Annotated in this window: 24 protein-coding genes; 12 read left to right on the top strand and 12 right to left on the bottom strand. The window is 76.1% G+C overall.

What is annotated here, in order from left to right:
- Positions 1–116: 116 nt before the first annotated feature.
- From NP075_RS07290 to NP075_RS07260, 7 genes are all read left to right on the top strand, one after another.
- Positions 117–1,454 carry an aminotransferase class I/II-fold pyridoxal phosphate-dependent enzyme gene (locus NP075_RS07290; protein ID WP_227565153.1) on the top strand — a complete coding sequence of 446 codons (1,338 nt, stop codon included), beginning with the start codon at positions 117–119 and terminating at the stop codon, positions 1,452–1,454.
- Positions 1,455–1,591: 137 nt separating this feature from the next.
- Positions 1,592–2,998, top strand: a complete 1,407-nt coding sequence (locus NP075_RS07285; RefSeq protein WP_227565154.1) for a cellulose binding domain-containing protein — start codon at positions 1,592–1,594, stop codon at positions 2,996–2,998.
- A gap of 262 nt (positions 2,999–3,260) precedes the next feature.
- Positions 3,261–4,331: a putative F420-0 ABC transporter substrate-binding protein gene (locus tag NP075_RS07280; RefSeq protein WP_227565155.1), complete on the top strand. Its 1,071-nt coding sequence runs from the start codon at positions 3,261–3,263 to the stop codon at positions 4,329–4,331.
- Positions 4,332–4,339: 8 nt separating this feature from the next.
- Positions 4,340–5,416, top strand: a complete 1,077-nt coding sequence (locus tag NP075_RS07275; protein WP_227565156.1) for a putative F420-0 ABC transporter permease subunit — start codon at positions 4,340–4,342, stop codon at positions 5,414–5,416.
- 2 nt (positions 5,417–5,418) lie between these two features.
- A complete protein-coding gene (locus NP075_RS07270) occupies positions 5,419–6,207 on the top strand; it encodes a putative F420-0 ABC transporter ATP-binding protein (protein WP_255630091.1) in 789 nt (262 codons plus the stop codon).
- Positions 6,208–6,503: 296 nt separating this feature from the next.
- Positions 6,504–7,592 (top strand): ice-binding family protein, encoded by a 1,089-nt coding sequence (locus NP075_RS07265; protein WP_227565158.1) that lies wholly within the window; start codon positions 6,504–6,506, stop codon positions 7,590–7,592.
- Between the two features lie 122 nt (positions 7,593–7,714).
- Positions 7,715–8,212 (top strand): class F sortase, encoded by a 498-nt coding sequence (locus tag NP075_RS07260; protein WP_227583240.1) that lies wholly within the window; start codon positions 7,715–7,717, stop codon positions 8,210–8,212.
- A gap of 92 nt (positions 8,213–8,304) precedes the next feature.
- On the opposite strand, the gene NP075_RS07255 is transcribed toward NP075_RS07260, so the two are convergent.
- From NP075_RS07255 to NP075_RS07235, 5 genes are all read right to left on the bottom strand, one after another.
- Positions 8,305–8,601: a WXG100 family type VII secretion target gene (locus NP075_RS07255; protein WP_227564326.1), complete on the bottom strand. Its 297-nt coding sequence runs from the start codon at positions 8,599–8,601 to the stop codon at positions 8,305–8,307.
- 84 nt (positions 8,602–8,685) lie between these two features.
- A complete protein-coding gene (locus NP075_RS07250; RefSeq protein WP_227564324.1) occupies positions 8,686–9,516 on the bottom strand; it encodes a hypothetical protein in 831 nt (276 codons plus the stop codon).
- Positions 9,513–9,659, bottom strand: a complete 147-nt coding sequence (locus tag NP075_RS07245; RefSeq protein ID WP_227564325.1) for a hypothetical protein — start codon at positions 9,657–9,659, stop codon at positions 9,513–9,515. The genes NP075_RS07250 and NP075_RS07245 overlap by 4 nt, the downstream gene beginning before the upstream one ends.
- Before the next feature lie 5 nt (positions 9,660–9,664).
- Positions 9,665–9,961 carry a WXG100 family type VII secretion target gene (locus tag NP075_RS07240; RefSeq protein WP_227564326.1) on the bottom strand — a complete coding sequence of 99 codons (297 nt, stop codon included), beginning with the start codon at positions 9,959–9,961 and terminating at the stop codon, positions 9,665–9,667.
- A gap of 134 nt (positions 9,962–10,095) precedes the next feature.
- A complete protein-coding gene (locus tag NP075_RS07235; RefSeq protein WP_227564327.1) occupies positions 10,096–14,502 on the bottom strand; it encodes a type VII secretion EssC family protein in 4,407 nt (1,468 codons plus the stop codon).
- A gap of 171 nt (positions 14,503–14,673) precedes the next feature.
- Between NP075_RS07235 and NP075_RS07230 the strand changes: the two genes are divergently transcribed.
- From NP075_RS07230 to NP075_RS07220, 3 genes are all read left to right on the top strand, one after another.
- Entirely contained in the window at positions 14,674–15,438 is a 765-nt protein-coding gene (locus NP075_RS07230; protein ID WP_227564328.1) for a class I SAM-dependent methyltransferase, read from the top strand.
- A 37-nt stretch (positions 15,439–15,475) separates the two neighbouring features.
- Entirely contained in the window at positions 15,476–16,051 is a 576-nt protein-coding gene (locus tag NP075_RS07225; protein WP_227564329.1) for an HhH-GPD-type base excision DNA repair protein, read from the top strand.
- 116 nt (positions 16,052–16,167) lie between these two features.
- The gene (locus NP075_RS07220; protein WP_227564330.1) at positions 16,168–17,424 is read left to right on the top strand and encodes a DUF418 domain-containing protein; all 1,257 of its coding nucleotides are present in this window, start codon (positions 16,168–16,170) and stop codon (positions 17,422–17,424) included.
- A gap of 276 nt (positions 17,425–17,700) precedes the next feature.
- On the opposite strand, the gene NP075_RS07215 is transcribed toward NP075_RS07220, so the two are convergent.
- Positions 17,701–18,297 (bottom strand): hypothetical protein, encoded by a 597-nt coding sequence (locus tag NP075_RS07215; protein ID WP_227564331.1) that lies wholly within the window; start codon positions 18,295–18,297, stop codon positions 17,701–17,703.
- Positions 18,294–18,737, bottom strand: a complete 444-nt coding sequence (locus NP075_RS07210; RefSeq protein ID WP_227564332.1) for an SgcJ/EcaC family oxidoreductase — start codon at positions 18,735–18,737, stop codon at positions 18,294–18,296. Before NP075_RS07210 ends, NP075_RS07215 begins: the two co-directional genes overlap by 4 nt.
- Positions 18,738–18,808: 71 nt before the next feature.
- Between NP075_RS07210 and NP075_RS07205 the strand changes: the two genes are divergently transcribed.
- A complete protein-coding gene (locus tag NP075_RS07205; RefSeq protein ID WP_227564333.1) occupies positions 18,809–19,285 on the top strand; it encodes a MarR family winged helix-turn-helix transcriptional regulator in 477 nt (158 codons plus the stop codon).
- A gap of 159 nt (positions 19,286–19,444) precedes the next feature.
- On the opposite strand, the gene NP075_RS07200 is transcribed toward NP075_RS07205, so the two are convergent.
- From NP075_RS07200 to NP075_RS07185, 4 genes are all read right to left on the bottom strand, one after another.
- Positions 19,445–19,852: a hypothetical protein gene (locus NP075_RS07200; RefSeq protein ID WP_227564334.1), complete on the bottom strand. Its 408-nt coding sequence runs from the start codon at positions 19,850–19,852 to the stop codon at positions 19,445–19,447.
- A gap of 8 nt (positions 19,853–19,860) precedes the next feature.
- On the bottom strand, positions 19,861–20,655 hold the full coding sequence (locus NP075_RS07195; RefSeq protein ID WP_227564335.1) for a coenzyme F420-0:L-glutamate ligase: 795 nt from the start codon (positions 20,653–20,655) through the stop codon (positions 19,861–19,863).
- On the bottom strand, positions 20,652–21,623 hold the full coding sequence (locus tag NP075_RS07190; RefSeq protein WP_227564384.1) for a TIGR03557 family F420-dependent LLM class oxidoreductase: 972 nt from the start codon (positions 21,621–21,623) through the stop codon (positions 20,652–20,654). Before NP075_RS07190 ends, NP075_RS07195 begins: the two co-directional genes overlap by 4 nt.
- Before the next feature lie 107 nt (positions 21,624–21,730).
- Positions 21,731–22,345, bottom strand: coding sequence for a nucleoside/nucleotide kinase family protein (locus NP075_RS07185; RefSeq protein WP_227564336.1), 615 nt, complete (start codon positions 22,343–22,345; stop codon positions 21,731–21,733).
- 148 nt (positions 22,346–22,493) lie between these two features.
- Between NP075_RS07185 and NP075_RS07180 the strand changes: the two genes are divergently transcribed.
- On the top strand, positions 22,494–24,149 hold the full coding sequence (locus tag NP075_RS07180; protein WP_227564337.1) for a PQQ-dependent sugar dehydrogenase: 1,656 nt from the start codon (positions 22,494–22,496) through the stop codon (positions 24,147–24,149).
- On the opposite strand, the gene NP075_RS07175 is transcribed toward NP075_RS07180, so the two are convergent.
- A complete protein-coding gene (locus NP075_RS07175; RefSeq protein WP_227564338.1) occupies positions 24,133–25,173 on the bottom strand; it encodes an EamA family transporter in 1,041 nt (346 codons plus the stop codon). The two genes, NP075_RS07180 and NP075_RS07175, sit on opposite strands and share 17 nt — an antisense overlap.
- Positions 25,174–25,234: the final 61 nt, after the last annotated feature.

Below are 25,234 nucleotides of genomic sequence, written 5' to 3'. Positions count from 1 at the left end.
CCTTTGCCGCCCGGGAACTTCCCGGCACGCGGGAGTGAACTTCCCGGCCGCGGCCCGTCCGGACACCGACCCACCCCGGACACGTGGCCGCAACAGCGGCACGCGACGATGCCCGCATGTCACCGCAGGAGCTCGCGGCACTCGTCGAGGGCCGGTCCCCCCGCGCGATCGCCGCGACCGTCGCGCGGCTCGTCCACACCGGTGACCTCCTGCCCGGGGACCGGCTGCCGACGGTGCGCCAGCTCGCCGGCGCGCTCGGCGTCAGCCCGGCGACGGTCGGCTCGGCCTGGCGGACGCTCGCGACCGCCGGCCTGGTCATCTCGCGGGGGCGCGCCGGCACCTCGGTCCTGCCCGGACCCGCGAGCCGCGTCCCGCCCCGGTACCGGGACCTGGCGGACGCACCCGCCGCGCGGCTCGACCTGGCCGGTGGCGCGCCCGACCCCGAGCTGCTGCCGGACCTGGCCCCTGCCCTGGCACGCGTGGCCCGCCGGCTGCCCGCGACGCGCACGACCGGCTACCTCGACGACCCGGTGGTGCCGGAGCTCGAGCGCCTGCTGCGCACGGGCTGGCCGTTCCGGGCGCAGCGCCTGACCGTCGTCGACGGCGCCGTGGACGCGCTGAGCCGCGTCCTGGAGCAGGTCGTCGGCTTCGGGGACCGGGTCGCCGTCGAGGACCCGGGCTTCCCGCCCCTCCTGGACCTGCTCGACCACCTGGGCCTCGACCGCGTCGCCGTCCCCCTGGACGCCCACGGGCCGCGCCCGGACGCCCTCGCCGGCGCGCTGCGGTCCGGCGTGCGCGTCGTCCTGCTGCAACCGCGCGCGCACAACCCGACGGGGGTCAGCACGACGCCCACCCGGGCGCGCGAGCTGGCCACCGTGCTGCGCACCGCCCCCTCGGTCTGGGTGGTCGAGGACGACCACTCGGGCGAGGTCGCGTCGTCGCGTGACGTCAGCCTGGGTCCGCTGCTGCCGGACCGGGTGGTGCACGTGCGCTCCTACTCCAAGTCCCACGGTCCCGACCTGCGGATCGCCGCCGTCGGCGGGCCGGCGGTGGTGCTGGACCGGTTGGTCGCGCGGCGCATGCTGGGGCCCGGGTGGACGAGCCGCCTGCTGCAGCACGTGCTCGTCGACCTGCTCACCGACACGCAGGCCGTCGAGGCGGTCGCCCACGCCCGGCGGGTCTACCACGGGCGCCGCCGCGCCCTGGCCGCCGCGCTCGGGCGCCGAGGGCTGCACGTGCCGCCCGGCGACGGCATCAACATGTGGGTCCCCGTCCACGACGAGCCGACCGCGCTCGCGCGCCTGGAGGCCGCCGGCGTGCGCGTCGCACGCGGACGGCCGTTCTTCTCCGACCTCGCGCACGCGGGCGGCTTCGTGCGCGTGACCGTCGGGGTGCTGCGCAGCGAGGACGTGGAGTCCGTCGCGACGGCGCTGGTGGCGGCCGCGCAGCCGTGAGGCCGCCACCGCGGGCCGGTGCTGCCCGGTTGCTGCCCGGTGGAGATCCCGGACACGAATGGTTTCGGCCGTGGCCGTCGCACCCGCGGGGTCGTCAGTGTGTCGATCGTTCCACACCGTCGAGGGGAGCCGTCGTGATGCCGAGAACGCGCCGCAGGTCAGCCGCCGCCTGGCTGGGGGTGATCGCGCTCGCCGCCGCGGGGACCGTCGCCGCGCTCGGCAGCCCCGCGCAGGCCGTCCAGACCACCACCGACATCCCGTACGCGACCGCGGACCCGCCCGGCAGCCGCGGGCACCTCCTGGACCTCTACGTGCCCGACGGCCCCGGCCCGTGGCCGCTGGTGATCTGGTCGACCGGCTCCGCGTGGACCTCGGACGACGGGAAGTCGGGTGCGGCGGCGATCGCCCAGCAGCTCAACCCCCGCGGCATCGCCGTCGCCGGGGTCAGCGTCCGGTCCAGCTCGCAGGCGAAGTTCCCGGCCCAGGTCCACGACGTCAAGGGCGCGATCCGCTACCTGCGCGCCTACGCCGACAGGTACCGCCTGGACCCGGACCGCTTCGCCTCCATGGGCGACTCGTCCGGCGGCTGGGTGGCCGCGATGGCTGCCCTGACCGGCGGCGTCGAGTCCCTCGAGGGGCAGGTCGGCCTCTACGGGGTCTCGAGCGCCGTGCAGGCGGGCGTCGACTTCTTCGGGCCCACCGACTTCCAGCGGCTCAAGGAGCAGGACCCCGGCGGCTTCATCGACCACGACAGCCCGAACGCTCCGGAGGCCCAGCTCCTGGGGTGCGCGATCCCCACCTGCCGCACCAAGGCGCAGCAGGCCAACCCCCTGGCGTACGTCGACGCCCAGGACCCCCCGATGATGCTGCTGCACGGGCTCAGCGACAACGTCGTGCCCCACGCGCAGACCCAGATCCTCTACGACGCGCTCAAGGCGGCGTGCGTCGACACCCAGTTCTTCTCCGTGCCCGGTGCCGGTCACAGCCACGCGGACGTCACCAGCGCGGTGCGGTACGGGCAGCAGACGGTCCGCACCACCGACGGCTGCCGCGAGACCGTCACGCAGGGCACCCCGAACCCGAGCTGGGACACGATCGCCGCGTTCCTCACCGATGCCTGGCGGGGTGACGGGCCCGGGCCGACGCCGAGCCCGACCGTCACGCCGACCGTGTCGCCGAGCCCGACGCCCAGCGTCACGCCCAGCCCCACGCCGACCGTGTCGCCGACGCCCGCCCCGTCGCCGACGGTCGGGGCGGGCTGCACCGCGAGCTACCGGCTCGCCAACAGCTGGCCCGGCGGCTTCGTCGCCGACGTCACCGTCACGGCGGGCAGCAGCGCCATCGGCGGGTGGCGCGTCACCGTGACGCTGCCCTCCGGTGCGTCGGCGACGCAGGTGTGGAACGGCCAGTCCACCGGCGGGGCGCAGCCGACCGTGACGAACGCCGGCTGGAACGGACGCCTCGCGGCCGGGCAGAGCACCACGTTCGGGTTCCAGGGCACCGGCAGCGGTGCGGGCGCGACGGTGAGCTGCGCCGTCGGCTGACCCGCTGCGGGTGGCTCGGCCCTCGGAGGGGCGGTGGGTGCGGACCTTCGTCCGCGCGCGCCGCCCCTCCGTGCGCGCCACCGCGGCGCCCGCTTGCACGGCGCCGGGGGTGAGCGCCTAGGGTGACGCATCGGAACCCGACCGTCGCTCTGGTCGGGTCGCACCGCCCCGTGCTGGGACGGTCCTCCGCGGCGCGACGTGCGCCCGTCCCCTCCCTCTCCGCGCCCGACGGCGTGCGCGGCAGCGACCTCCCGGAGAGACCATGCCTCGCGCGCGCCGTCACAGCCCCGACACCCGTCCGCCCCAGCCCCGCGACGGGCGTCGCCCGGCGCTCACCGCCGCCGTCGTCGCCGGCGCCCTCGTGCTCGCGTCGTGCGCCGGCACCCCCGCGGCCGGCCCGTCGGCGACGGCGACCGGCGAGGCGTCGAGCGCCGGGTACACGCCCGTGACGATCGACAACTGCGGGACCGAGGTCACGTTCGACGCCCCGCCGCAGCGGGTGGTGACCATCAAGTCCTCGACGACCGAGACGATGCTCGCGCTCGGGCTCGCCGACGTGCTCGTCGGCACGGCGTTCGCCGACGGCCCCGTGCCCGAGCAGTGGGCGGACGACGTCGCCGACGTGCCCGTGCTGTCCGACAAGGTGCCGGGGCCCGAGGCGCTGCTGGAGGCGGAGCCGGACCTGGTCTACGCGGGCTGGGAGTCGAACCTCAGCGCCGACGGCGCGGGCGAGCGCCCGGCGCTCGCCGCCCTCGGCATCGCCACGTACGTGTCACCGGCCGCCTGCAAGAGCCCCGGGTACCAGCCCGACCCGCTGACGTTCGACGACGTGTTCGCGGAGGTCCGCGAGGTCGGCGCCGTCTTCGGCGTGCCCGAGGCGGCGGACCGGGTCGTGCAGGAGCAGCAGGCCACGCTCGACGCCGTCGAGCCGGTCGACGGCGCCACGGCCGTGTGGTGGTCGTCGGGCACGGACACGCCGTACGTCGGCGCCGGCATCGGCGCGCCGCAGATGGTGCTCGAGGCCGCGGGGCTGCGCAACGTGTTCGCCGACGTGCACGACACGTGGACGTCGATCGGGTGGGAGCAGGTCGTCGCCGCCGACCCCGACGTCCTGGTGCTCGTGGACTCGGCGTGGAACTCCGCACAGAAGAAGAAGGACTACCTCGCCGCCCACCCCGCCGCGTCGCAGCTGACGGCCGTCCGCGAGCAGCGGTACGTCGTGGTGCCGTTCCCCGCGACCGAGGCGGGCGTGCGCAACGCGCAGGCCGCGGCCGACGTGGCCGACGCGGTGCGCGCGCTCGACGGCGGCACCGCTGCGGCGTCGGAAGGCTGACCGCACCGATGTCCGTGCCCGGCCGCCCGCCCATCGACCACGCCCGCGCCGACGCCGGTCAGCGGGCGCCGCTGCGCCCGCCCCTGACGCTGCTGCTGGGCACCGGACTGGTTGCCCTCGTCGTGACCCTCCTGGTGGCGGTGACCATCGGACCGGCGGACCTCGCGGTCGGCGAGGTGGTGCGCTCCGTCGCCGCTCACCTCGGCCTGCGGGAGCACGACGTGCCCCGCCTGCACGACGCGATCGTGTGGGACCTGCGCCTGCCGCGCGTCCTGACGGCAGCGGCCGTCGGCGCCGGGCTCGCGGTGGCGGGCGCGGTCATGCAGTCGCTCACGCGCAACCCCTTGGCGGACCCGTACCTGCTGGGCCTGTCGTCGGGGGCGTCGCTCGGTGCCGTGGCGGTCCTCGTGCTGGGCGTCGGCCTGCTGCTGCCGGTCGCCGCGTTCGCCGGTGCCCTCGCGGCGCTCCTGGGGACGCTCGCCCTGGCCCGCACCGGGGGCACCCTGACGCCCGCACGGACGGTGCTCGCGGGCCTCGCCGTGTCGCAGCTCGCCGCCGCGGCGACGTCGTTCGTCATCTTCTGGACGGCGACGGGCGACTCGTACCGCGAGATCCTGTCGTGGCTCATGGGCTCGCTCGCGGGTGCGACGTGGTCCTCCGTCGCCATCTCCGGCGCGGCGCTGGCCGTGGTCGGCACGGTCGTGGTGCTCGCCGCCGGGAGGCTCGACGCCTTCGCGTTCGGCGACACCGCGGCGGCGGCCCTCGGCGTGGACGTCGACCGGACGCGCTGGACGATGATGACGCTCGTCGCACTCCTCACGGGCGCGATGGTCGCGGTGTCGGGTGCCATCGGGTTCGTCGGGCTCGTGCTGCCGCACGCCGTCTCGGTGGTGACCGGGCCCGCGCACCGGCGGCTGCTGCCCGTCGCGGCGCTGGCCGGCGCGGTCCTCCTGGTCTGGGCGGACACGCTGGCGCGCACGGTGTTCGACCCCCGGGAGCTGCCGGTCGGCATCGTGACCGCGCTGATCGGCGTGCCCGTCTTCGCGGTGCTGCTGCGCCGGGGACGGGGCGCGTCGTGGAGCTGACGATGGTGGGGGTCGGGACGCGCCTCGGCGGGCGGTGGGTGGTCGACGGCGTCGACGCCACACCCCCGGCGGGTGCCCTGGCGGGCCTGCTGGGGCCGAACGGCGCGGGCAAGACGACGCTGCTGCGGCTCGTCGCAGGACTCCTGGAGCCGCAGGCGGGCGCCGTCCTCGTGAGCGACCCCGCGGCCGCGGACCCGACCCCGAGCGTGCCGGTGCACGCCCTGGCGCGACGCGTGCGTGCGCGGCACGTCGCCCTGCTCGAGCAGGACTCCGGCGCGGCGGTGCCGTTGAGCGTGCGGGAGGTCGTCGCGCTCGGCCGCATCCCCTACCGGACGCTGTGGGGCACCGACGGCGACGCGGGCGCGGTCGACCGCGCCCTGGCGGCGGCGTCGGCGGCGCACCTGGCGGACCGCGCGTGGGCGACGCTGTCGGGCGGCGAGCGCCAGCGTGTCCACATCGCGCGCGCCCTGGCCCAGGAGCCGCAGGTCCTCCTGCTCGACGAGCCGACCAACCACCTCGACGTGGCCGCGCAGCTCTCGATGCTCGCGTTCGTGCGGGACCTCGGGGTCACGAGCGTCGCCGCCCTGCACGACCTCAACCTCGCGGCGGCGTTCTGCGAGCACGTGATCGTGCTGTCCGCCGGCCGCCTCGCGGCCGCCGGGCCCCCCGCCGACGTGCTCACCCCCGCGCTGCTGCGGGAGGTCTACGGCGTGGACGCCGACGTGCTCACGCACCCGCGCACGGGACGTCCGGTCATCGCGCTCACGGGGCAGGTCACGCCGCCGCCGTGACGCCCGCGTCCGCACGCCTCCCCGGGCCGGCCCGCCGCGCACCGCCGGCGGCGGGGTCCTCGGTGGCGACGCACGCACCCACGCACGGGCCGTCCCGTCATCGCGCTCACGGCGCCGGCCGGCACGTCCCCGCAGGCCAGAGACCTGCGGTCCGCCGGGGCGTAGGACCTTCGCTCCGCGACGTGCTCTCCGCGCCGTGCTCGCGACCTCGTTGCCAGCGGCTCGCTGCCAGCACATAAGGTCGGAATCCGGTGGCGGTCGAGGTGGACCGCCCCCCATCCTCGGAGGGCACAGGCATGAAGGCGACAACCCGTGGGCATACCCACACACACCCCCGCACAGCGGCACTGGCAGCGGTCGCCGCGACCGTCGCCGTCATCGTCGCCCTGGCGTCGAACGCCCAGGCCGCACCCGTCCCGGTGCCGCTCGCCACGGCGGGGAGCTTCGCGATCCTCGCCGGTTCCGGCATCACGAACACCGGACCCACCACGGTTGCGGGCGACATCGGCACGTTCCCCACGCCGGCCATCTCCGGGGCGGGCTCGATCACGCAGACCGGGGCGACCCACGCCGCGGACGAGGTCGCGGACCGGGCCAAGAGAGACCTCGTGACCGCGTACGACGCCGCCGCGGGGCAGGGTCCCGTGCTCGCGGCACCCGTCGAGCTCGGCGGGCTGACGCTGACGTCGGGGGTGTACTCCTCGGGCGGCGAGCTGGGGATCACGGGCACCCTGACGCTGGACGGCGAGGGCGACCCGAACGCGGTGTTCGTCTTCCAGACGCCGTCGACGCTGATCACCGCGACGGACAGCGCGGTCGAGCTGATCGGTGGCGCCCAGGCCTGCAACGTCTACTGGCAGGTGGGCAGCTCTGCGACGCTCGGCGTCCGGAGCGATTTCACCGGCACGATCCTGGCGCTGACCTCCATCACGCTCACCACCGGGGCGACGGTCGACGGCCGGGTCCTCGCCCGCAACGGCGCGGTCACGCTGGACTCCAACACCGTCACCCGTCCGCTGTGCACGTCGCCGACCCCGAGCGCCTCGCCGAGCACGAGCACGAGCGCCTCTCCGACGCCCGGTGCGACACCCGGCCCGAGCACCGCCCCCGTCCCGGGTGGCGACGAGACCACCGCCCCCGACGCGGGTTCCGGCAACGGCCCCGACGCGGGCCCGGGCAACGACCCCGGCACGGGATCGGGTGAGGACGCAGCCTCGTCCCCGCAGGTCGGTCGTGTGCCCGTCGGGGGTGTCGCGACCGGTGACGGCAGCAGCATCGACGCCGGGTCGACCGGGGACGCACTCCACGGGGCCGCACTGCTCGGCGGCGCCGTCGTCGCCGGGGCGGCCGGACTGCGTGCCCGTCGCCGGCTGCCCACCGCGTGACGGGACGGACGGGTGCGCCCGCCTGGGCGGTCGCACTCGTCCTGACGACCGCCGCGTGCAGCTCCGCGGCGCCGAAAGCCCTTGACCCGGCCACCCGCGCGACGGCCCCAGCGGTCACCGCGGTGCCCGCGCCGGCTCCGGCCCGGACGGGCGGGCCGGTGCGGATGGCGGCCTCCGTCCCGGTGCGCCTGCAGATCCCCGCGATCGGCGTCGACTCCGAGCTGATGAGGCTGGGCCTGCAGGACGACGGCACCCTGGAGGTTCCCCCGGCAGGCTTCCCCGCCGGGTGGTACGACGGCGCGCCGACACCCGGTGAGCTCGGCCCCGCGGTCATCGCCGGCCATGTCGACTGGGCCTCCGGCCCCGGGGTGTTCTACGAGCTCGCGAACCTCGCCGTGGGGGACGAGATCCGGGTCACCCGCACGGACGGAACGGCCCCGGTGTTCCAGGTCACGGCTGTCGAGGAGCACCCGAAGGACCAGTTCCCGACGGACGCGGTCTACGGCGACATCGACCACGCCGGGCTCCGCCTCATCACCTGCGGCGGCGAGTGGGACCGGACCGTCCGGCACTACGAGGCGAACGTGGTCGTCTTCGCGGAGCTGGTCCGACCCGGCTGAGCGCCCGGGACGGTGCGGCCACGGGTCGAGGGTCCAGCCGTGCGGGCGTGCGCCGGGCACCCGGTGGGCGACCCCGCTCCGCACGGCGTCGCTCAGCCGCGCAGGCCGGCCGCGAGCTGGGCGTCGGCGTCCTCCAGGGTGGCTGCGGCCGCGCGCAGGTACTCCCCCAGCGACGTCAGGGCCGAGACCGTGTCGGTCGCGCCCTGCGTGAACTGCCGGTACGACTCCCCGAAGGCGACGGACGCCTGGTCCGTCACGAACCCGGAGGAGACCAGGGACTCGATGAAGGCCCGCAGCTCACCCAGGCGGTTCGTGATCTCGTCCTGCCCGGCGGTCAGGCGCGTCGCCGCGTCCCGCATCTCCTGGTAGCTGACGTCGATGTTGGCCATGTGGCTCTCCCCTGCCTCCTGGTCCGGCGGGGTCCGCCCCCGGCCGCCGGTGCCGCGCACCGGAGCGGACGCTAGCCCTTCTCGTCACGACTCGTCCGGGTTCGTCCACAGCCCCGGGGCGTCGTCGCCCGACCGGCCGGTGGGGGCGTCCGCCGGGTCCCGGGAGTGCGTCAGCACCTCGGCGACCGTCATCGACGCCCCGAGCGAGACGTCGACCGCCGACATCCGGCGCAGCACCACCGAGAGCAGCGCCGAACCCGCCGAGATCTCGTCCGCGCTGCTCCACACCGCCGACCTGCCCTCGTCGGCGCGCCCACCCACCTCCTGCCCGGCCGTGTCGTGCAGGTCGTCGCGCACCGTCGCCCCACGGATCGTCGCGCGCGCTGCGTCGACGGCACCGTCCACCTGTGCGACCACCACACGCAGGTCCGCCCGCGCCCGGTCCAGCCGGGCGTCGGCCGCCAGCAGGTCGGCCCGCGCGTCCTCGGCCGACGCCACGTACTGGTCGCGGACCGCCGGATCGGCGGCGCGCTCCGCCAAGCGCGTCCACCACGCGACGCTCACCAACGCCTCGTCCTGCGCGTGCAACGCCGACACCGCCCGGGCGTGCGCGCGCAGGGAGGCCTCCTGTGCGTGCGCCAGCGCACCGGCGTACGTCAGCAGGGCCTCGCCGGTGACCGCGTAACGACCGTGCGCCCGCTCGATCGTGGCCGCGAGTCGCGCGGCCCTGGTCCGCACCTCGTCGACCGCCAGCGACCCACCTTCCGCCGCCGCGATGGCCCGCAGCTCGCCGACCGCAGCCTCGATCTGCCGCGCCACGGCCGCGTACTCCTCGCCTGCGGCGCGCACCCGCTGCGGGTCCCCCGCCACCGGGTCCGTCACCGCCAGCGGGTACCAGTCCGAGGGCCGCGTCACACCGGCCCTCGCGGCCTCGCCGCGATGGCGTCGTCGAGCGCGGCCGAGGTGCCACCGACGCGCCCGCACGCCTCGCCGAGGCAGCCGGTGTGCTGAACGTTCCCGGCGAGCCGCCCGGTGCCGTCGACGAGGCGTGCGGACATCGTGGTCAGCCGCGCAGGCCCGCCGCGAGCTGGGCGTCGGCGTCCTCCAGGGTGGCTGCGGCCGCGCGCAGGTACTCCCCCAGCGACGTCAGCGCGGAGACCGTGTCGGTCGCGCCCTGCGTGAACTGCCGGTACGACTCCCCGAAGGCGACGGACGCCTGGTCCGTCACGAACCCGGAGGAGACCAGGGACTCGATGAAGGCCCGCAGCTCACCCAGGCGGTTCGTGATCTCGTCCTGCCCGGCGGTCAGGCGCGTCGCCGCGTCCCGCATCTCCTGGTAGCTGACGTCGATGTTGGCCATGTGGCTCTCCCCTGCCTCCTGGTCCGGCGGGGTCCGCCCCCGGCCGCCGGTGCCGCGCACCGGAGCCGACGCTAGCCCTTCTCGTCACGACTCGTCCGGGTTCGTCCACAGCCCCGGGGTGTCCCCGGCGGCGTTCAGTCCGCGACGGGCAGCTGGACGCGGCGCAGCCTCCCGTGCTCCACCAGCACGCCCCGACCGGGAGGGAACTCGGCGCGCCCCGTGCGGGGGAACGTGGTGCGGAACAGCGCGTCCCCGTCCAGGTGGTCCGGCTGCAGGACGAGCCCGCGTCGCCCGTTGCGCACCTCGGCCACCAGCGGCCACGACGAGCCCCAGGTGCTGGTCTCGGACTCCGCGAGCACGAAGTGGTCGTTGCGCCGCGCCGTGCGCACGGCCTCCGTCAGCGCCTGCTCGGCCGGCCCGCCGAGCAGGTCGGCGATCGCCTCCACGACGAGCACGACCGGCGCGCCGTCGGCGGGTGCCGCACCCAGCTCCGGCAGCAGGTCCCGCGCGAGGGTCGCGATCTGCTCGGGCGTGCCGGCGGTCGCCGTCCACGCGACCCGCTCCCGCACCGGTGAGCGGCGCGCCCCGACGTAGTAGAGCGGGGCGGCCGGCAGTGCGCGGCGCAGTGCGTCACCGAGGGCGACGAGGGCCGTCGTGCGGCCCGACCCCGGCATGCCGGCGAGCAGGAACGTGCCGCGCGGTGCGAACCCGCAGGGCTGCAGGGTGTCGTCCGCGACGCCCAGCACCGGCAGCCCGTCGACGGTGGCGGGCAGGCTCGACGCGGCGACGACCGTCGGCAGCCGTCGCACCGGCGGCGTCGCCGCGACGCCCGCCGCGCGCAGCCTGCGCGCGACGGCCGCGACGGCCGCGGCCTGCTCGGCCGGTGCGGCGCGCCCGCCGGGCACGGCGACCTGGACCTCGTCGGTCTCACCGGCGAAGACGCCGCGCCCGGGGGGCGACGCCGGCCCGAGCACGTCCCTGGGCACGTCGAGGACGCCGTACGCACCCTCGTCCGCCTGGCGCAGCACGAGGCGCCGCGCGACGCTGCCGGCGAGCGACGTGGGCAGGGCGCCAGGGCGCTCGGCGGACATCGCGACGTGCACCCCCAGCGGCCTGCCCTCGGCGACCAGACGCTGCAGCACCGACCACGCGCCGGTGCGCCCGGGGTCCGCCTCGTGCGCCTCGCGGAACGCCGCGAGCCCGTCCAGGAGCAGCAGCAGCCGCGGCTCGTCCGCCCGTCCGGTCAACGCGCGGTAGTCGGTCAGCGACCCCGCGCGCACGGCCGCGTAGCGGGTCGCGCGCTCGTCGAGCGCGTCGCGCAGCGTGCGCATCAGCCGCTGCACGCGCTCGGTGTCCGCACCGTCGACGACGGACCCGACCACCGGCAGCTCGTCGAGCATGGCCAGCCCGCCGGACCCGAGGTCCAGGCCGTGGACGTGCACGGGCCCCCCGGCGCCCAGGGCACCGAGCGCCGCGCTCACCGCGAGGGTGCGCAGCGTCGCGGACTTGCCCGCCCCGCTCGTGCCCAGGACGACCAGCGACCCCTCCGCGTCGGGGTCCCACACCCACGGGTGCTGCTCCTGGCGCGCCGGCCGGTCCACGACGCCCAGCACGAGCCCCGTCTGCCCCGGGTCCACGACCTCCTCGTGCGCCCGGACGGCCGGGAGCTCCGGCAGCCACGGGCGCCGCGGTGGCGGGATCGCCTCGGCGCGGGCGGCGGCCCGCAGGTTCCGCACGGTCCGCGCGAGGTCCGTCGGCCCGTCGTCGTCGACGGGCACGCCGTCGGGGGCCAGCGGCACGTCCCACGGCTCGCCGGGCCCGAACTCGAGCGACTCCAGGCCGACGGCGACCCGCGGCGTCGTCGTGCGCGACCGGCCGCCGGCGTAGCCCGCCTGGAACAGCGCGAGCCGCCCCGGGCCGGTGCGCACGGCGCCGCGGCCCGGCACGGCCGGGTCGAACCCCGCGGCCAGGGGCGTGCCGAGGACGTCGGCGGAGTCGGCCTCGTCGGCCATCCGCAGCGCGACGCGCAGGTTGGTGTTCGCGCGCAGGTTGTCCTTGATGACGCCCGCGGGCCGCTGCGTGGCCAGCACGAGGTGCAGACCGAGCGACCGGCCACGCTGCGCGACGTCGACCACGCCGTCGACGAACTGCGGCACGTCCGCGGCGAGCGCGGCGAACTCGTCGACGACGATGACCAGGGACGGCGGGGTCTGCGGGTCCCCCGACCGCTCGAGCGCCAGGAGGTCCTTGACACCCTTGCGCTGCAGCAGGTGCTCGCGGCGGCGCAGCTCGGCGCGCAGCGAGACCAGCGCGCGCCGCACGAGGTGCGGCGAGAGGTCGGTGACCAGGCCGACGGCGTGCGGCAGGTCCACGCAGTCCGCGAACGCCGCGCCGCCCTTGTAGTCGACGAACAGGAACGTCACACGGTCCGGGCTGTGCGCGGTGGCCAGCCCCAGCACCCAGGACTGCAGGAACTCGCTCTTGCCCGATCCCGTCGTGCCGCCGACCAGCGCGTGCGGCCCCTGTGCCCGCAGGTCGAGCACGAACCGACCGGTCGACCCCTGGCCGACGACGGCCCGCAGGCCGGCGTCGCCGCGGCGCCGCACGGGAGTGCCGGTGCGCGCGAGGATCGACCCCGTCTCGCGCCAGCGCGCGACGACAGCCTCGGGATCGTCGGCGACCTCCGCGCCCAGCAGGCTCAGCTGGCCGACGCTGCGCGGCAGGTCCGACTCGTCGACCACGGGGGCGCCGTCGTCGACGACGGCCGCGAGCCGGCGGGCGAGGTCCGTGGCGGCCGCGACGTCGAGCCGCTCGCACACGACGTCGTCCCAGCGGCCGTCGCCCGTCCGCCCGACCCGCACGCCGGTCGCCGTGACCGCCAGGAACGCCCGGCAGGCGGCGGGGAGCTGCTCGACCTGCGCGGCGCACCACAGCACGTGCACGCCGACGTCCGGGCCGTCCTCGGCGAGCCGGACCAGGCGCCCGCGTTCGGCCTGCGCGTCGTCCTCGACGACGAGGAGGACCGCGGGCTGCGCCTGCTCGCCGTGCCGCCCGGGCGCACGCCGCGCAGCGACCAGCTCCTCGAGCGCCGTCACGACCGCGGTGGACGTCGTGGGGTCCGCGGCCAGGTGCGGCCCGAGCAGAGGGCTGTGCGGCGACGCGACGTGCGGCAGCCACTTGAGCCAGTCCCAGCGGTCGCGGCTCGACGAGGACGCGAGGCCGGTCACGACGAGCTCGGAGGGCGCGTGCAGGCAGACCAGCTGCGCGACGAGGGCGCGCGCGACGTCGTCGACCTCCGCCCGCGGGCCGGCGACCCCCACGGCTCCCGCGGCACGCAGCGAGACCTCCACGGGCACGCCGTCGACGTCGGCGAACCGGTCCCGCAGCGCCTCCACCATCGCCCAGTGCTCGGCACCCGCCCGCCCCCGCGGGGGCAGCCGCACGGTGGTCCGCGACGCGGACGTACCGACCCCCGGGCGCAGCGCGAGGAACGCCGGGTCGCGCGGACGCCGCGACCAGAGGGTGGGGCCGAGGTCGCGCGCGGCGCGGACGGCCTGCGCGGTCGACGCCAGCTCGCCGAGCCGCACGCGCCGCTCGTCCTGCGCGCCCGCGGCGAGGTCCTGCTCGAGGGCCGCGAGCGACGCCCGGAACGCCGCCGTCTCCTCCCGCAGCCGGCGACGTTCGGAGAACCGCTTGTCGACCCAGCCGGCGATCAGGAGCAGCGGGCTGAGCGCGAGGAGGACCAGTGTCGTGGGGCGCGGCACGAGCGCGTAGAGCACGGCGCCGAGGACGACCGGGGCGGCGAGCGCGACCACGGGGAAGCGGCCCGGACGCCCGGGCTCGGGCGGCGCGGGCGCCTCCACCGTCCGCTCCGGGTGCACGGGCACGACGCGGGGCGAGCGGTTGAACGCCACGACGGCGGCACCGTCGCCCGACCCGTCGGCCGGGCGCACGCGTGTGAGCGTGAGGATCGTCTCGCCCAGCACCACGTAGTCCCGCGGCCCCACCGTCGCGCGGTCCACCCGGCCCCAGCCGATGACGACGCCGTTGGACGACCCGGCGTCGACGACCTCCACCGTGTCGCCGACCACGACGCGCGCGTGCGTCGTCGAGACCAGGGGGTCGGTGAGCCGCACGTCGCTGTGCGGCCCGCGGCCCACGGTGGTCGTGCCCCGCGGCAGGTGCACCTCGAGCCCTGCCTGCGGCCCGCTGACGACCGTCAGGCGTGCGTGGGCGTCCTGCGGCGCGACGCCGGTCCCCGGCGCCCCCTCGTCCGCCGGCGTCAGGCCCACGGTCGACCCGGCGCGCAGCCCCGCCTCGGCCAGCCCGGCCCGACGCGGCAGCGTGCGCGGGGCGCCCCCGTCCGGCGGCGCGAGGGCGAGCGTCACCTCACCGGTCACGACGTTCCCGGCCGCCCGCTCGGCCCGGACCAGCGCGTCGGCGACGTCGGCGACGATGGCACCGGCGTCGGCGGTGACGACGACGTCCACGTCGACGGCACCGCCCGGGGCGGCGCGGCGGTACGTCAGTCGGGTGCGCACGTCCCTCCCCTGCTCGTCGTCCGCCCGTCACGGGCAGCTCCGGCGCCGGTCCGCAGCGGCCTCGGAGCCCGCCGAGAGTAGCGAGCCGGACGACCGTCATGTCCGGTTCGTCCACACCCGGACCGCGTGCCGGTCCCGCGCCCGCGCGACGGCGGACGCCACGATGGGCGCATGACGACGCCGACACCGCCGCGCGCTGCACCGACGGCCGGGGCCTCGGTCGCCGACCTCGCTGCCTGGGACCGGGTGGCGGGCACCTACGCGACGACCGTGGGAGGCCCCGACGACTCCTTCTGGCGTCGGTTCGCGCCGTTCCTCGACCGCTGGCTGCCGACCGGCGCACCGCGCGTGCTGGATCTCGGCTGCGGGCACGGGTGGCTCGCCGGGATCCTCGCGGAACGCGGCGCGCGCGTCCTCGGCGTGGACGGCAGCGCCGAGCTCGTCGCGCGGGCGCGGGCCGACCACCCGACGCTGAGGTTCGAGGTCGCGGACCTCACCGCGGGCGTCCCGGGCGCTGCACCCGGGCCGTTCGACGCCGTCGTGAGCCACATGGTCCTCATGGACCTGCCGGTCCTCGACCGCGTGCTGGCCGACGTCGCCTCGCTCCTGACGGACGACGGGGTCCTGATCGCGACGCTCCTGCACCCCGCGTTCTTCCACCAGCAGCCCGTGTACGACGACGAGCGGCACCGCCGCGTCACGGGCTACCTGCAGCACGAGGAGCGGTGGATCGACGGGTTCGGCGGTCACCGCCACTACCACCGGCCGCTGTCCTGGTATGTGCAGCGGCTGCGCGACGCGGGCCTGGTGCTCGTCGACCTGGACGAGCCGCCGTCCCTCCCCACGCGTCACGTCCCCGAGCACGCGTGGACGGACGACGAGCGCTGGTTCGCGACGATCCCCACGATGCTGTCGTTCGCCGCGCGGCGGGGGTGACGCCCGCGACCGCCGGGTGCTGCGCCACAATGGGGCCATGACCTCCAGGCTCTGGATGACCGGTGACGAGGCCGCCGACCGGCTCCTCGACGACGACCCGTTCGCGCTGCTGGTCGGCATGCTCCTGGACCAGCAGGTGGCGATGGAGACGGCGTTCGCGGGTCCCGCGAAGATCGCCGACCGCATGGGCGGCTGGGACGTGCACCGCATCGCCGAGGCCGACCCCGACGACTTCACCGCGCTGTGCGCGACACCGCCGGCGGTGCACCGCTACCCCGGGTCGATGGCCGGTCGCATCCAGGCGGTCGCCCGGGCCGTGGTGGAGCAGTACGACGGCGACGTCACGCGGCTGTGGACGGACGGCGACCCGGACGGACCGACGGTGCTGCGCCGCCTCAAGGCGCTGCCCGGCTTCGGGGACCAGAAGGCCCGCATCTTCCTCGCCCTGCTGGGCAAGCAGCGCGGCGTGCAGCCCGCGGGGTGGCGCGAGGCCGCCGGCGCGTACGGCGACGACGAGTTCCGGTCCATCGCCGACGTCCGCGACGCCGGGTCGCTGGGCAAGGTCCGGGAGACCAAGCGGGCCGCCAAGGCTGCGGCGAAGGCCGCGCGCTGACACACCTCGTCGCACCCGGGCCACCGGCGCCGCTGCCCGCCTCCGTCGCGCGACGGATGCCCGGCCCGTCCGCGAGACCGACGCGCCGACACCGCCGGTCACGCCAGGATGAACCCGTGACGACGCCGCCTCCCGCCGTGCTGCCCCACGCCGCGCCGGTCCCGCTCCCGCCTCCGCCACGCGTCGGGCCCGTCCCGGTCGCGAGCCGGGCCGTCGCCCCCGACGTCGCGCGCGGGCTCGCGCTGCTGGGCATCGCGGTCGCCAACGCCGTGGTGCACCTCGCGGGCGGGGCCGTGGGTCTGGGCCTGCGTCCGCTCGACTCCTCGACGCTCGACCGTGCCGTCGACGGCGTGGTCTCGCTGCTCGTCGACCGGCGCACGATGCCGATGTTCGCGCTGCTGTACGGCTACGGCATCGGGGTCGTCGTGCGCCGGCGAGCTGCCGCGTGGGTGTCGTGGCCCGCGTGCCGCGCGGACCTGCTGCGCCGCGCCGCGCTGCTCGTCGCCTTCGGTGCCGTGCACGTGCTGCTGCTGTTCGAGGGTGACATCCTCGGCGCCTACGGCCTGACCGGCCTGCTCGCGGTGACGTTCGTGCGCGCGTCCGACCGCGCGCTGCTCGTCACGTCCGCGATCGTGCTGGTCGCCTCCGGGGTCGTCGGTGGCGCGATGAACGGAGCGATCGTGCTCCAGGAGGTCTTCCTGGGCGAGCCGTTCGTCATCCCCGTCGAGGAGTCGCCCCTCGCGGCGCTGGCGACGCGGGCACTCAGCGGACTGTTCGGCGCACCGCTGGGCGCCTTCATCGCGCTGCCGCTCGTGCTCCTGGGCATGTGGGGTGCACGTCGCTCGGTCCTCGAGCGCCCCGCGGAGCACGTCCGGCTGCTGCGCCGCACGGCGGTCGTGGGGCTGACCGTCAGCGTGCTCGGTGCCGTGCCGTTCGCCACCGCCGTCGCGCGGCTGCGCGACCCGTCCACCGGCGACGCGATCGGGTCGGCGATCCTGCACGAGGTCACCGGCGCCGCCGGTGGCGTCGCGTTCGCCGCGCTGGTGGGCTGGGTCGTCGCCGCCCGCGGCACGACGACCGCCACGCTCGGGCCCGTCGGCCGCGCGCTGCGGGCCGTCGGCACCCGGTCGCTGACGTGCTACCTGCTGCAGTCGGTGCTCTTCGTGCTCCCGCTCGCCGCGTGGGCCGGAGGGCTCGGACGGGGCATGGGCTCGGCGCAGGTGGTCGCGTGGGCGATCGGCGTCTGGCTGGTCACCGTCGGCGTCGCGGTCGCTCTCGAGGCCGCGGGGCGGCGCGGGCCGGCCGAGTGGCTGTACCGCCGACTGGTCTACGGCCGGGCCACGGCGTCCACCGGGCGGTTGCCCGCGGCGTAGCCCGCACCCGTGCGGTCGCCGGCTCCCACACCCGGCTCGCGTCGCGCAGGTTGTGGTGCAGCTCGTGCACGGCGGTCGCCTCGACCCGCGGCAGGTTCTCGGCGCTGGGCCACAGGGTGAACCACAGGTACAGCGCCACGACGTCCGGCTCACCGGGGAACCCGCGGTAGATGCCGGCGGCACGCTCGAGGAATGGGCGCGCAGTGTCCGCCCGGACGGCGAAGGGCTCCGCCAGCACGTCGCGCCTCGCCGTGAGGTCGTCCAGGACAGTGAAGGTCACGAGCCTCGAGACGACGGGCCGTCCGCGCCGCGGTCGGCGCCTTGACGATCCTCGGCCGCCGCTCCCGGCGGCGCCGGGACCGCGCCGCTCGCGATGAGCAGGGCCGCGAGGTAGACCGGGATCACGACGACGTTCTTGACGGCGAACGTCACGGAGACAGCCACGCGCCGTGCAGGTGCGCCGTCCAGCCCCAGGGCGCTCAGCACGGTACGCACCGACGACTCCGTCACGACCGCCTCGACGCCGGCTCCTACGGCGAGAGCGGCGCCCGTGACCACGCCCAGCCGGACGAGGATGCCGAACCAGCCCACGCGGTACGCGTGGGCCACGTCGGCCCGCACCTGCCGCCACGGGTGGCCCGCGACACCGCGCCACCGCCGGCCGACCACGACCATGGCGACGACCAGGACCACGCGCAGGAGCTCGACCACCAGCTCCAGCAGGACGTCGAGGTCGCCGCTGTACAGCTGGTAGCTGCGCAGGGCCGCCGGCACCACCGCGATCCCGAGCAGGAGCGGCGCCGTGAGGTACAACGCCGCCGCCGAGCCCAGCAGGTCCGCGACGCCGCGCACGTGGCGCGACACGGCGGTCATCGCGTCGACCGGGTCATCACCCGGCCCACCAGCGTCTGCGCCCACGGCCGGTACCGGGTGTTCTGGAACGCCGTCACCACCCACCGGTCCCCGTCGCGGACGAGCACCGTCGTGTTCGCCGAGACCCGCTTCGCCGACGGCGTCGCGCGGTCGCCCTGCCACCGCATGATGATCCCGCCCTTCTGCGTGGCGACCGCGACGTCGGGCGAGACCAGCCGCACGTGACGGTCCCAGCTGACGAGCCGCGAGCCGCGCATGATCCCGCGGAACAGCGGCGCGTGCCCGCTCTCGATCTCGTGCCGTCCGATCATCAGCGTGCCGTCGAACGCGAGGTAGGTCGCCGTCGGCGCGTGCAGCGCAGCGAAGGCCCGCGCGTCCCCCGCGGACCAGGATGCCTCGATCCCGCTCATCGTCACGTCGATCGCCTCGGTGGCATCCATGCCGAGCCTCCTGATGTACTTAGATCGGGCGTAGTGATTACTACGATTGATCTAAGTGATTGGAAGGTCCAGTGTCAAGCAGTCCCGACCTCGGCCGCGAGCTCAGCAGCGCCGTCGTCCTCTTCCACCAGGCGGTCGCCGCACGCGTCGGCCTGTCGGCGGGCGACCTGAAGACCCTCGAGCTCATCGAGCGGGAGGGACCCTTCAGCGCCACCGAGCTCGCACGGCGGACCGGCCTCACCGGTGCGGCGATCACCAGCCTCGTCGGACGCCTGGCCGCGGGCGGGCACGTGCTGCGCGAGACGGACCCGGCAGACCGGCGGCGGGCGATCATCCGCGCCGTGCCCTCGACCAACCCGGAGCTCGCCGAGGCCTTCACGCGTCTCGGCGGGGCGCTCGGCGGCCTCCTCGCCGAGTACACGCCCGACCAGCAGGCCGCGATCGTCGAGTACCTCGGTCGCATGATCACCACCCTGCGCGAGCAGACGGTCCTCCTGGGCGCCACGCAGCACGGGCACGGCCGACCCGACGCACGCGCAGCACCCTGAGCCGCGCCGCCATCCGCGACACCGAGGTCCGGCCGAAGGTCCGTACCGGACGAGCGCCCCGACGAGAGGTTCGGCTGCCATCTCGCGCGGCACGGCGCGGCTCACGCTCGGGACGGCACGCGGCGGGCCGCGACCGGTTCACGACGTGACGTCAGCGCCTCATCCGCCGCCTGTCCGGTCGAGCAGCGCGAGCAACCACCCCGGACCTGCCACCATCGCGTCGCCGAGTCGTGCGCGCAGTCCGCGGTCAGCGCTCACGACGAGCGCCGCCGGTACGGCAGCCGCAGCCCGTGCGACGACCTCGGTGTCGCCGTCGCGCCGGGCGAGGTGGACGACGAGACCGGGCACACCCGGGTCCGACGCACCGCGCGCCTGGCCCTCGAGGACCACCTCGACGCGCAGCACGCGTACCGGATCGCCGCCCGGACCCGTCGCGCCGACCCCGACGAGTCCGGCCAGCCGCCCCAGCAGCGCGGTCGCCGCGCCGGCGCGGTCGCGCCACCAGCCGTCCGGGCGCGAGCCCACGACGTTCGCGGCGTCGACGACGAGCACGACCTCGTCGGCCACGGGCCCGGTCACCGTCCCGGGCGCTCGAGCGCGTCCTTCCACCCCTGCGCGTACGCCTCGGCCGACCCCTGGTGGAACATGTCGTCCGGCCCGGTGCGCACCAGCAGGCGCGCGCCCGGCCCGTCGTCGTCGGTCACGACGTGACCGACACCGCGCACGACGGCGACAGGGCGGCCCGACGCCTTGCCCTTGACGAGCTCGGCGGCGCTCGCGATCTCGTCGGCGACGGCCGCGACGGTCATGGTCAGCGGGCGACCGAACGTGTCGAGCTGCCCGCGCAGGTCGTCGAGCACCTCGACGCCCGCCGCGCCGATGGCCAGGTCGGTGACGCCCTGCCGCCACGGCCGACCGGCGGTGTCCGTGACGAGCACGCCGATCCGCACGCCGAACACGTCGGCGAGGCCGGCCCGCAGCGTCCGGGCGGACGCGTCGGGGTCGACGGGCAGCAGCAGCACGGTGCCCTCGGGCGTGTTCGACGCGTCGACGCCGGCCGCGGCCATGACGAGCCCGAGGTGGTTCTCGACGATCCGCGTGACGCCGCCCGCGTGCTCACGCGTCGCGACGACGCGCACGGTCTCGTCCGTGATCGCGCGCTCGCGGTCGTCGGAACAGACCACCCGTCCCTCGGCCTTCGACACGACCTTGCTGGTCACCACGACGACGTCGCCGTCCCGCAGCGCGTGGTCGGGGCACGTGGCGGCGTCCGCGCGCAGCCCGGCGGCGAGCAGCGCGACGAGGTCGTCCCCCGGGACGACCTCGCGGATGCCGTCCGGCGCCCAGACGAGCAGCTCGCCCACGCTCACCGCGTCAGCTTCGGCAGCACGTCGCGGCCGAAGACCTCGATCCACTCGCGCTGGTTGCGGCCGACGTTGTGCAGGTAGATCCGGTCGAACCCGAGGTCGACGTACTTCTGGATCTCGGCGCGGTGGACGTCGGGGTCGGACGAGATGACCATCCGGCCGTCGAAGTCCTCCGGGCGCACCAGCTTGGCCATCTGCTCGAAGTCGAACGGCGAGCGGATGTCGGCCTTGGGGAACTTCATGCCGCCGTTGGGCCACTCGTGCATGGCGTTCGCGAGCGCCTGCTCGTCCGTCGGCGCCCACGACAGGTGCAGCTGCAGCACCTTGGGCATCGTGTCGGGGTCCTTGCCGGCCTCGCGGGCACCCTCGGCGAACTTGCCGAACAGCCCCGAGATCTTCTCCAGCGGCGCGCCGACCGTGATGATGCCGTCGGCGTGCCGGCCCGTGCGCTTGGCGGTGACGGGCCCGGCGGTCGCGACGAGGATCTCCGGGGCGACCTCCGGCATGGTCCACAGGCGCGTCGACTCGAGCTTGTAGAACGGACCGGCGTGCTTGACGTCCTTGCCGGCGAGCGACGCCGTGAACAGCTTCTTGATGATGTCGATGGCCTCGAACATGCGGTTGATCCGCTCCGGGGCCTCCGGCCAGTAGCCGGCGACGACGTGCTCGTTCAGCGCCTCCCCGGAGCCCAGCCCGAGCCAGTGCCGCCCGGGGTACATCGCGGCCAGCGTCGCCGAGGCCTGCGCCACCATCGCCGGGTGCCACCGGAACGTCGGCGCCGTGACGCCCGGTCCCATGTCACCCGTGGTGCGCTCGCCGACGGCGGTGAGCACGTTCCACACGAAGGAGGACTCCCCCTGGGCGGGCACCCAGGGCTGGAAGTGGTCCGCGGCCATCACGCCGGAGAACCCGTGCTGCTCGGCGTACGCCGACAGCTCCACCGCCTCGCGCGGGTGGAACTGCTCCAGCATCGCCGCGTACCCGACCGTCAGACCTGCCACGTGGTGCGCCTCCCGGCTGTCGTTCCCTGTCCGTCGAGCCTAGCCCGGTCCGCGCGGACGGCCGGTCGAGCGGGGGGTCACCGTTCGACCAGGGCGGGGTGCCGGGGGTCGTCGACGCGCACGACGACGTCGGCCACGTCCTGGGGCGTCGCCTCGTCCTCGTACCGCGCGAACGCGGGCAGCTGCCAGGCGCGCTCCGGGCCCAGCCGGCGCGCGAGCGTGTCGGGGCGCACGGTCAGGTGCACGGTCAGGTCGGCGTCGAGCCACCGGCCCAGCAGCAGCTCGCCGTCGAGGACGAGAACCGCGCCCTGCGGCGCCCGCACGGGGGCGGCACGCGTGGCGCGGTCGCGTCGCGCGTCCCACAGCGACGGCAGGTAGGCGCCGTCGACGGCGAACGGCCCGAGCACCTCCCGCTGGAGCGCACGGGCGTCGAGCCGGTCCTCGAGGTAGGCGACGGGGTCCTCGCGGCCGTGCTCGTACCGCAGGGAGGCGGGCCGCAGGAAGTCGTCCGCGTGCACGCGCACGACGGGCCGCCCCGCGGCGCGCAGCGGCTCGACCAGCGCGTCGGCCGGCACTGCCGGCCCGAGCACCCCGGCTCCGTCGACGAGCACCCGTCGTCGTCCCGGGAGCTCGAGCACACGCTCGACCACGTGCGCGACGAGCGCGTCGGGGGTCGTCGGACGGACCCGCACCCGTCACCTCCTCCGGCACCCGCGGCGGCCGGGCGGGGCGCCCGCCCGGCCCTAACTGTTTCATCGATGGCGTGGCGGCGGCGGGGGCGGGACAGTACGTCGGAGTCCTGGGGAGGCTCGGGGCCGACACCGGCGAGGGGACCTGTCCATGACCCGCACCCGCCCACTGGCCCGACTGCTGGCGGTCCTCGTCCTGGGGGTGCTCGCCGTGACGCCCGGCACCGCCGCCACCGCCGCGGCCGACACCACGCCGCCCACCCCGCCGTCGGCCCTGCGCACGACGTGGCTCCGGTGCGACGCGGTGTGGCTGATGTGGACGCGGTCCACGGACGACGTCGGGGTCGTCGCGTACGACGTCTACCACGACGGCCAGCACATGCTGACCATGCCGGGGCGGGCGGCGGCCGCCCGTCTGACGCTCGTGCCCGGCGTCACGTGGGGCCTGTACGTCAACGCGCGCGACGCCGCGGGCAACGTCTCGCAGGCCAGCGACACGCTCGAGCTCAAGGTGCCCCCGTGCCAGACGGACACGACGGCCCCCACGACACCGTCGGGCGTCACCGCGACCGCGGCCGGCACGTCCGTGACCGTGTCGTGGCGCGCGTCCACCGACGCCGTCGGGGTCGCGGGCTACGACGTGCTGCGCGACGGCACCGTCGTGGGCAGCACCGCCGGGTCGGTGCTGACCTTCGTCGACTCGGGTCTGCAGCCCCGCGTCACGTACTCCTACCAGGTGCGCGCACGCGACCAGGCCGGCAACCGCTCGGGCGTCTCCACGGCGGTGCGGGCGACGACCGGCGGCTCGTGCACCAACCCCGTGTGCTCCGTCACCCAGGTCGCGACCGAGCGGGACCTGCCGTGGGGGCTCGTCGAGCTGCCGGACGGGTCGGTCCTCTACGGCCGGCGCGACGCGTTCCAGGTCGTGCGGCTCGACCCGGCGACCGGCGCGACGAGCGTCGTCGGCACGCTGCCCGGCGTCGCCGGGACGGACGGCGAGGGCGGGCTGCTCGGGCTCGAGGTCGCCGACGACTTCACGACGTCGCCGTGGCTGTACGTCATGCACACCACGTCCACCGACAACCGCGTGGTGCGCGTGCGGTACGTCGACGGTGCCCTGTCCGGCAGCCCGCAGGTGCTGGTCAGCGGGATCCCTCGCAACAAGTACCACAACGGCGGGCGCCTGCGGTTCGGCCCCGACGGCATGCTCTACGTGGCGACGGGCGACGGTCAGAACCCCGCGTGGGCGCAGGACACCAGCAACCTGGCGGGCAAGGTGCTGCGCATCGCGCCCGACGGCTCGATCCCCGCGGACAACCCCTTCGGCAACGCGGTGTGGAGCTACGGCCACCGCAACCCGCAGGGTCTGGCGTTCGACCCGCAGGGGCGGCTGTGGCAGCAGGAGTTCGGCAACTCCGTGATGGACGAGACGAACGTGGTGGTCCGCGGCGGCAACTACGGGTGGCCCCAGTGCGAGGGCACCACCGGCGACTGCTCGGGCGCCGGGCTCGTGGCCCCGCGCCTGACGCTGCCGGTCGCGTCGGCGTCGTGCAGCGGCATCGCGGTGACGGGGAGCTCGCTGTGGATCGCGTGCCTGCGCGGGACGCGGCTGTACCGCGCGACGATCACGGCGGACGGGCAGCTCACCGACGTGCGGACCCTGCTGTCCGGCACGTACGGCCGGCTGCGGACCGTGGAGCCGTCGGCGGACGGCAGCCTGTGGCTGACGACGAGCACGCGCGGCGACAAGGACTCCACCGCCAACAACAGCGACGAGCGGATCCTGCGGGTCAGGCCCGGCGGGTGACCTCGCCGCCGCCGTCGGGGCCCAGATCCGTCGCCCGGACGCCCCCGGGTGCGGCCGGCGCACCGGGGGCGGCGGCCACGTCGACGGCCGGCGGCGGGGCGGCACCGCGTCGCACGTCGCTGTCGGCGCCCGCGCGCACCAGCGCGACGCCCAGGACGACCAGCACCGCACCGGCCGCCTGCCAGAGCAGCGGCTGCTCCCCGAGCAGCACCCAGGCGAGCAGGACGGCGAGCAGCACCTCGGACAGCGCGAGGAAGGACGCCAGCCGCTCCCCCAGCAGCCGCACGGACACGGCGGACACGGCGTACGCGAACGCGGTCGGCACGGCGCCGACGACGAGCAGCGGCACCGCCCAGTGCACCTGGGCACCGAGCACGTCGACGCGCACGTCCGGAGCCTCCACCGGCAGCACGCCCACGGCGGCGAGGACCGCGACGACCACCGCGCCGACGGCCATCGCGGCGCCCGCGAGGCTCACCGGCGGCAGCGAGATGGGACGAGCCGTCAGGGCGAAGTAGGCCGCGTTGCCGACGGCCGCACCGCCCGCGAAGAGCAGACCGAGCGGATCCAGGTCCAGGCTGCCGGTGACGTCGAGCACGAGGACGAGGCCGCCCATGGCGAGCGCGGCGCCCACGAGCGTCGCCCGCGCGGGCGTGCGGCCCGTGCGCGCCCACGCCCACAGCAGCAGGAGCAGCGGACCCGTGTACTCGACCAGCAGCGCGACGGCGACCGGGAGGCGGTCGACGGCGAAGAAGTACAGGGTCGAGGCCCCGGCGACGCCGAGGAGGCCGAGCCCCACGACGGTCGCCCAGTCCGTGCGCAGTGCGGACCAGCGCCCACGCAGCGCCCACACCGCCGGGCCGGCGAGCAGCACGGCGCCGATCGTCAGCCGCACGACGATCGCGGCGCCCGGGCTCCACCCGGCCGCGAGCAGCGGCTTGACCACCGGACCGCTCGTGGCGAACGCGAGCGCGGCGACGAGCCCCGCCGCGATCCCGGCACTGCGCGCGCTCGACCCCTGCACCCTGGCTCCCCGCCCTCGGTCGTCCGTCCCGCAGGGCGCCCCGGGCGGAGGCACGGGGAGG

This window comes from Cellulomonas wangsupingiae, from assembly GCF_024508275.1.
Taxonomy (GTDB): Bacteria; Actinomycetota; Actinomycetes; order Actinomycetales; family Cellulomonadaceae; genus Cellulomonas; species Cellulomonas wangsupingiae.
Note: the sequence above shows the minus strand (reverse complement) of the source record. Positions and strands in the feature narration are given on the sequence as shown.

Excerpts from the sequence above, each read along its gene's own strand:
- NP075_RS07180 (WP_227564337.1), top strand. The coding sequence starts at position 22,494 with ATGACCCGCACCCGCCCACTGGCCCGACTGCTGGCGGTCCTCGTCCTG.
- NP075_RS07280 (WP_227565155.1), top strand. The coding sequence starts at position 3,261 with ATGCCTCGCGCGCGCCGTCACAGCCCCGACACCCGTCCGCCCCAGCCC.
- NP075_RS07225 (WP_227564329.1), top strand. The coding sequence starts at position 15,476 with ATGACCTCCAGGCTCTGGATGACCGGTGACGAGGCCGCCGACCGGCTC.
- NP075_RS07255 (WP_227564326.1), bottom strand. The coding sequence starts at position 8,601 with ATGGCCAACATCGACGTCAGCTACCAGGAGATGCGGGACGCGGCGACG.
- NP075_RS07265 (WP_227565158.1), top strand. The coding sequence starts at position 6,504 with ATGAAGGCGACAACCCGTGGGCATACCCACACACACCCCCGCACAGCG.
- NP075_RS07290 (WP_227565153.1), top strand. The coding sequence starts at position 117 with ATGTCACCGCAGGAGCTCGCGGCACTCGTCGAGGGCCGGTCCCCCCGC.
- NP075_RS07230 (WP_227564328.1), top strand. The coding sequence starts at position 14,674 with ATGACGACGCCGACACCGCCGCGCGCTGCACCGACGGCCGGGGCCTCG.
- NP075_RS07275 (WP_227565156.1), top strand. The coding sequence starts at position 4,340 with ATGTCCGTGCCCGGCCGCCCGCCCATCGACCACGCCCGCGCCGACGCC.
- NP075_RS07190 (WP_227564384.1), bottom strand. The coding sequence starts at position 21,623 with ATGCTGGAGCAGTTCCACCCGCGCGAGGCGGTGGAGCTGTCGGCGTAC.
- NP075_RS07215 (WP_227564331.1), bottom strand. The coding sequence starts at position 18,297 with ATGACCGCCGTGTCGCGCCACGTGCGCGGCGTCGCGGACCTGCTGGGC.
- NP075_RS07240 (WP_227564326.1), bottom strand. The coding sequence starts at position 9,961 with ATGGCCAACATCGACGTCAGCTACCAGGAGATGCGGGACGCGGCGACG.
- NP075_RS07245 (WP_227564325.1), bottom strand. The coding sequence starts at position 9,659 with ATGTCCGCACGCCTCGTCGACGGCACCGGGCGGCTCGCCGGGAACGTT.
- NP075_RS07210 (WP_227564332.1), bottom strand. The coding sequence starts at position 18,737 with ATGGATGCCACCGAGGCGATCGACGTGACGATGAGCGGGATCGAGGCA.
- NP075_RS07285 (WP_227565154.1), top strand. The coding sequence starts at position 1,592 with ATGCCGAGAACGCGCCGCAGGTCAGCCGCCGCCTGGCTGGGGGTGATC.
- NP075_RS07270 (WP_255630091.1), top strand. The coding sequence starts at position 5,419 with ATGGTGGGGGTCGGGACGCGCCTCGGCGGGCGGTGGGTGGTCGACGGC.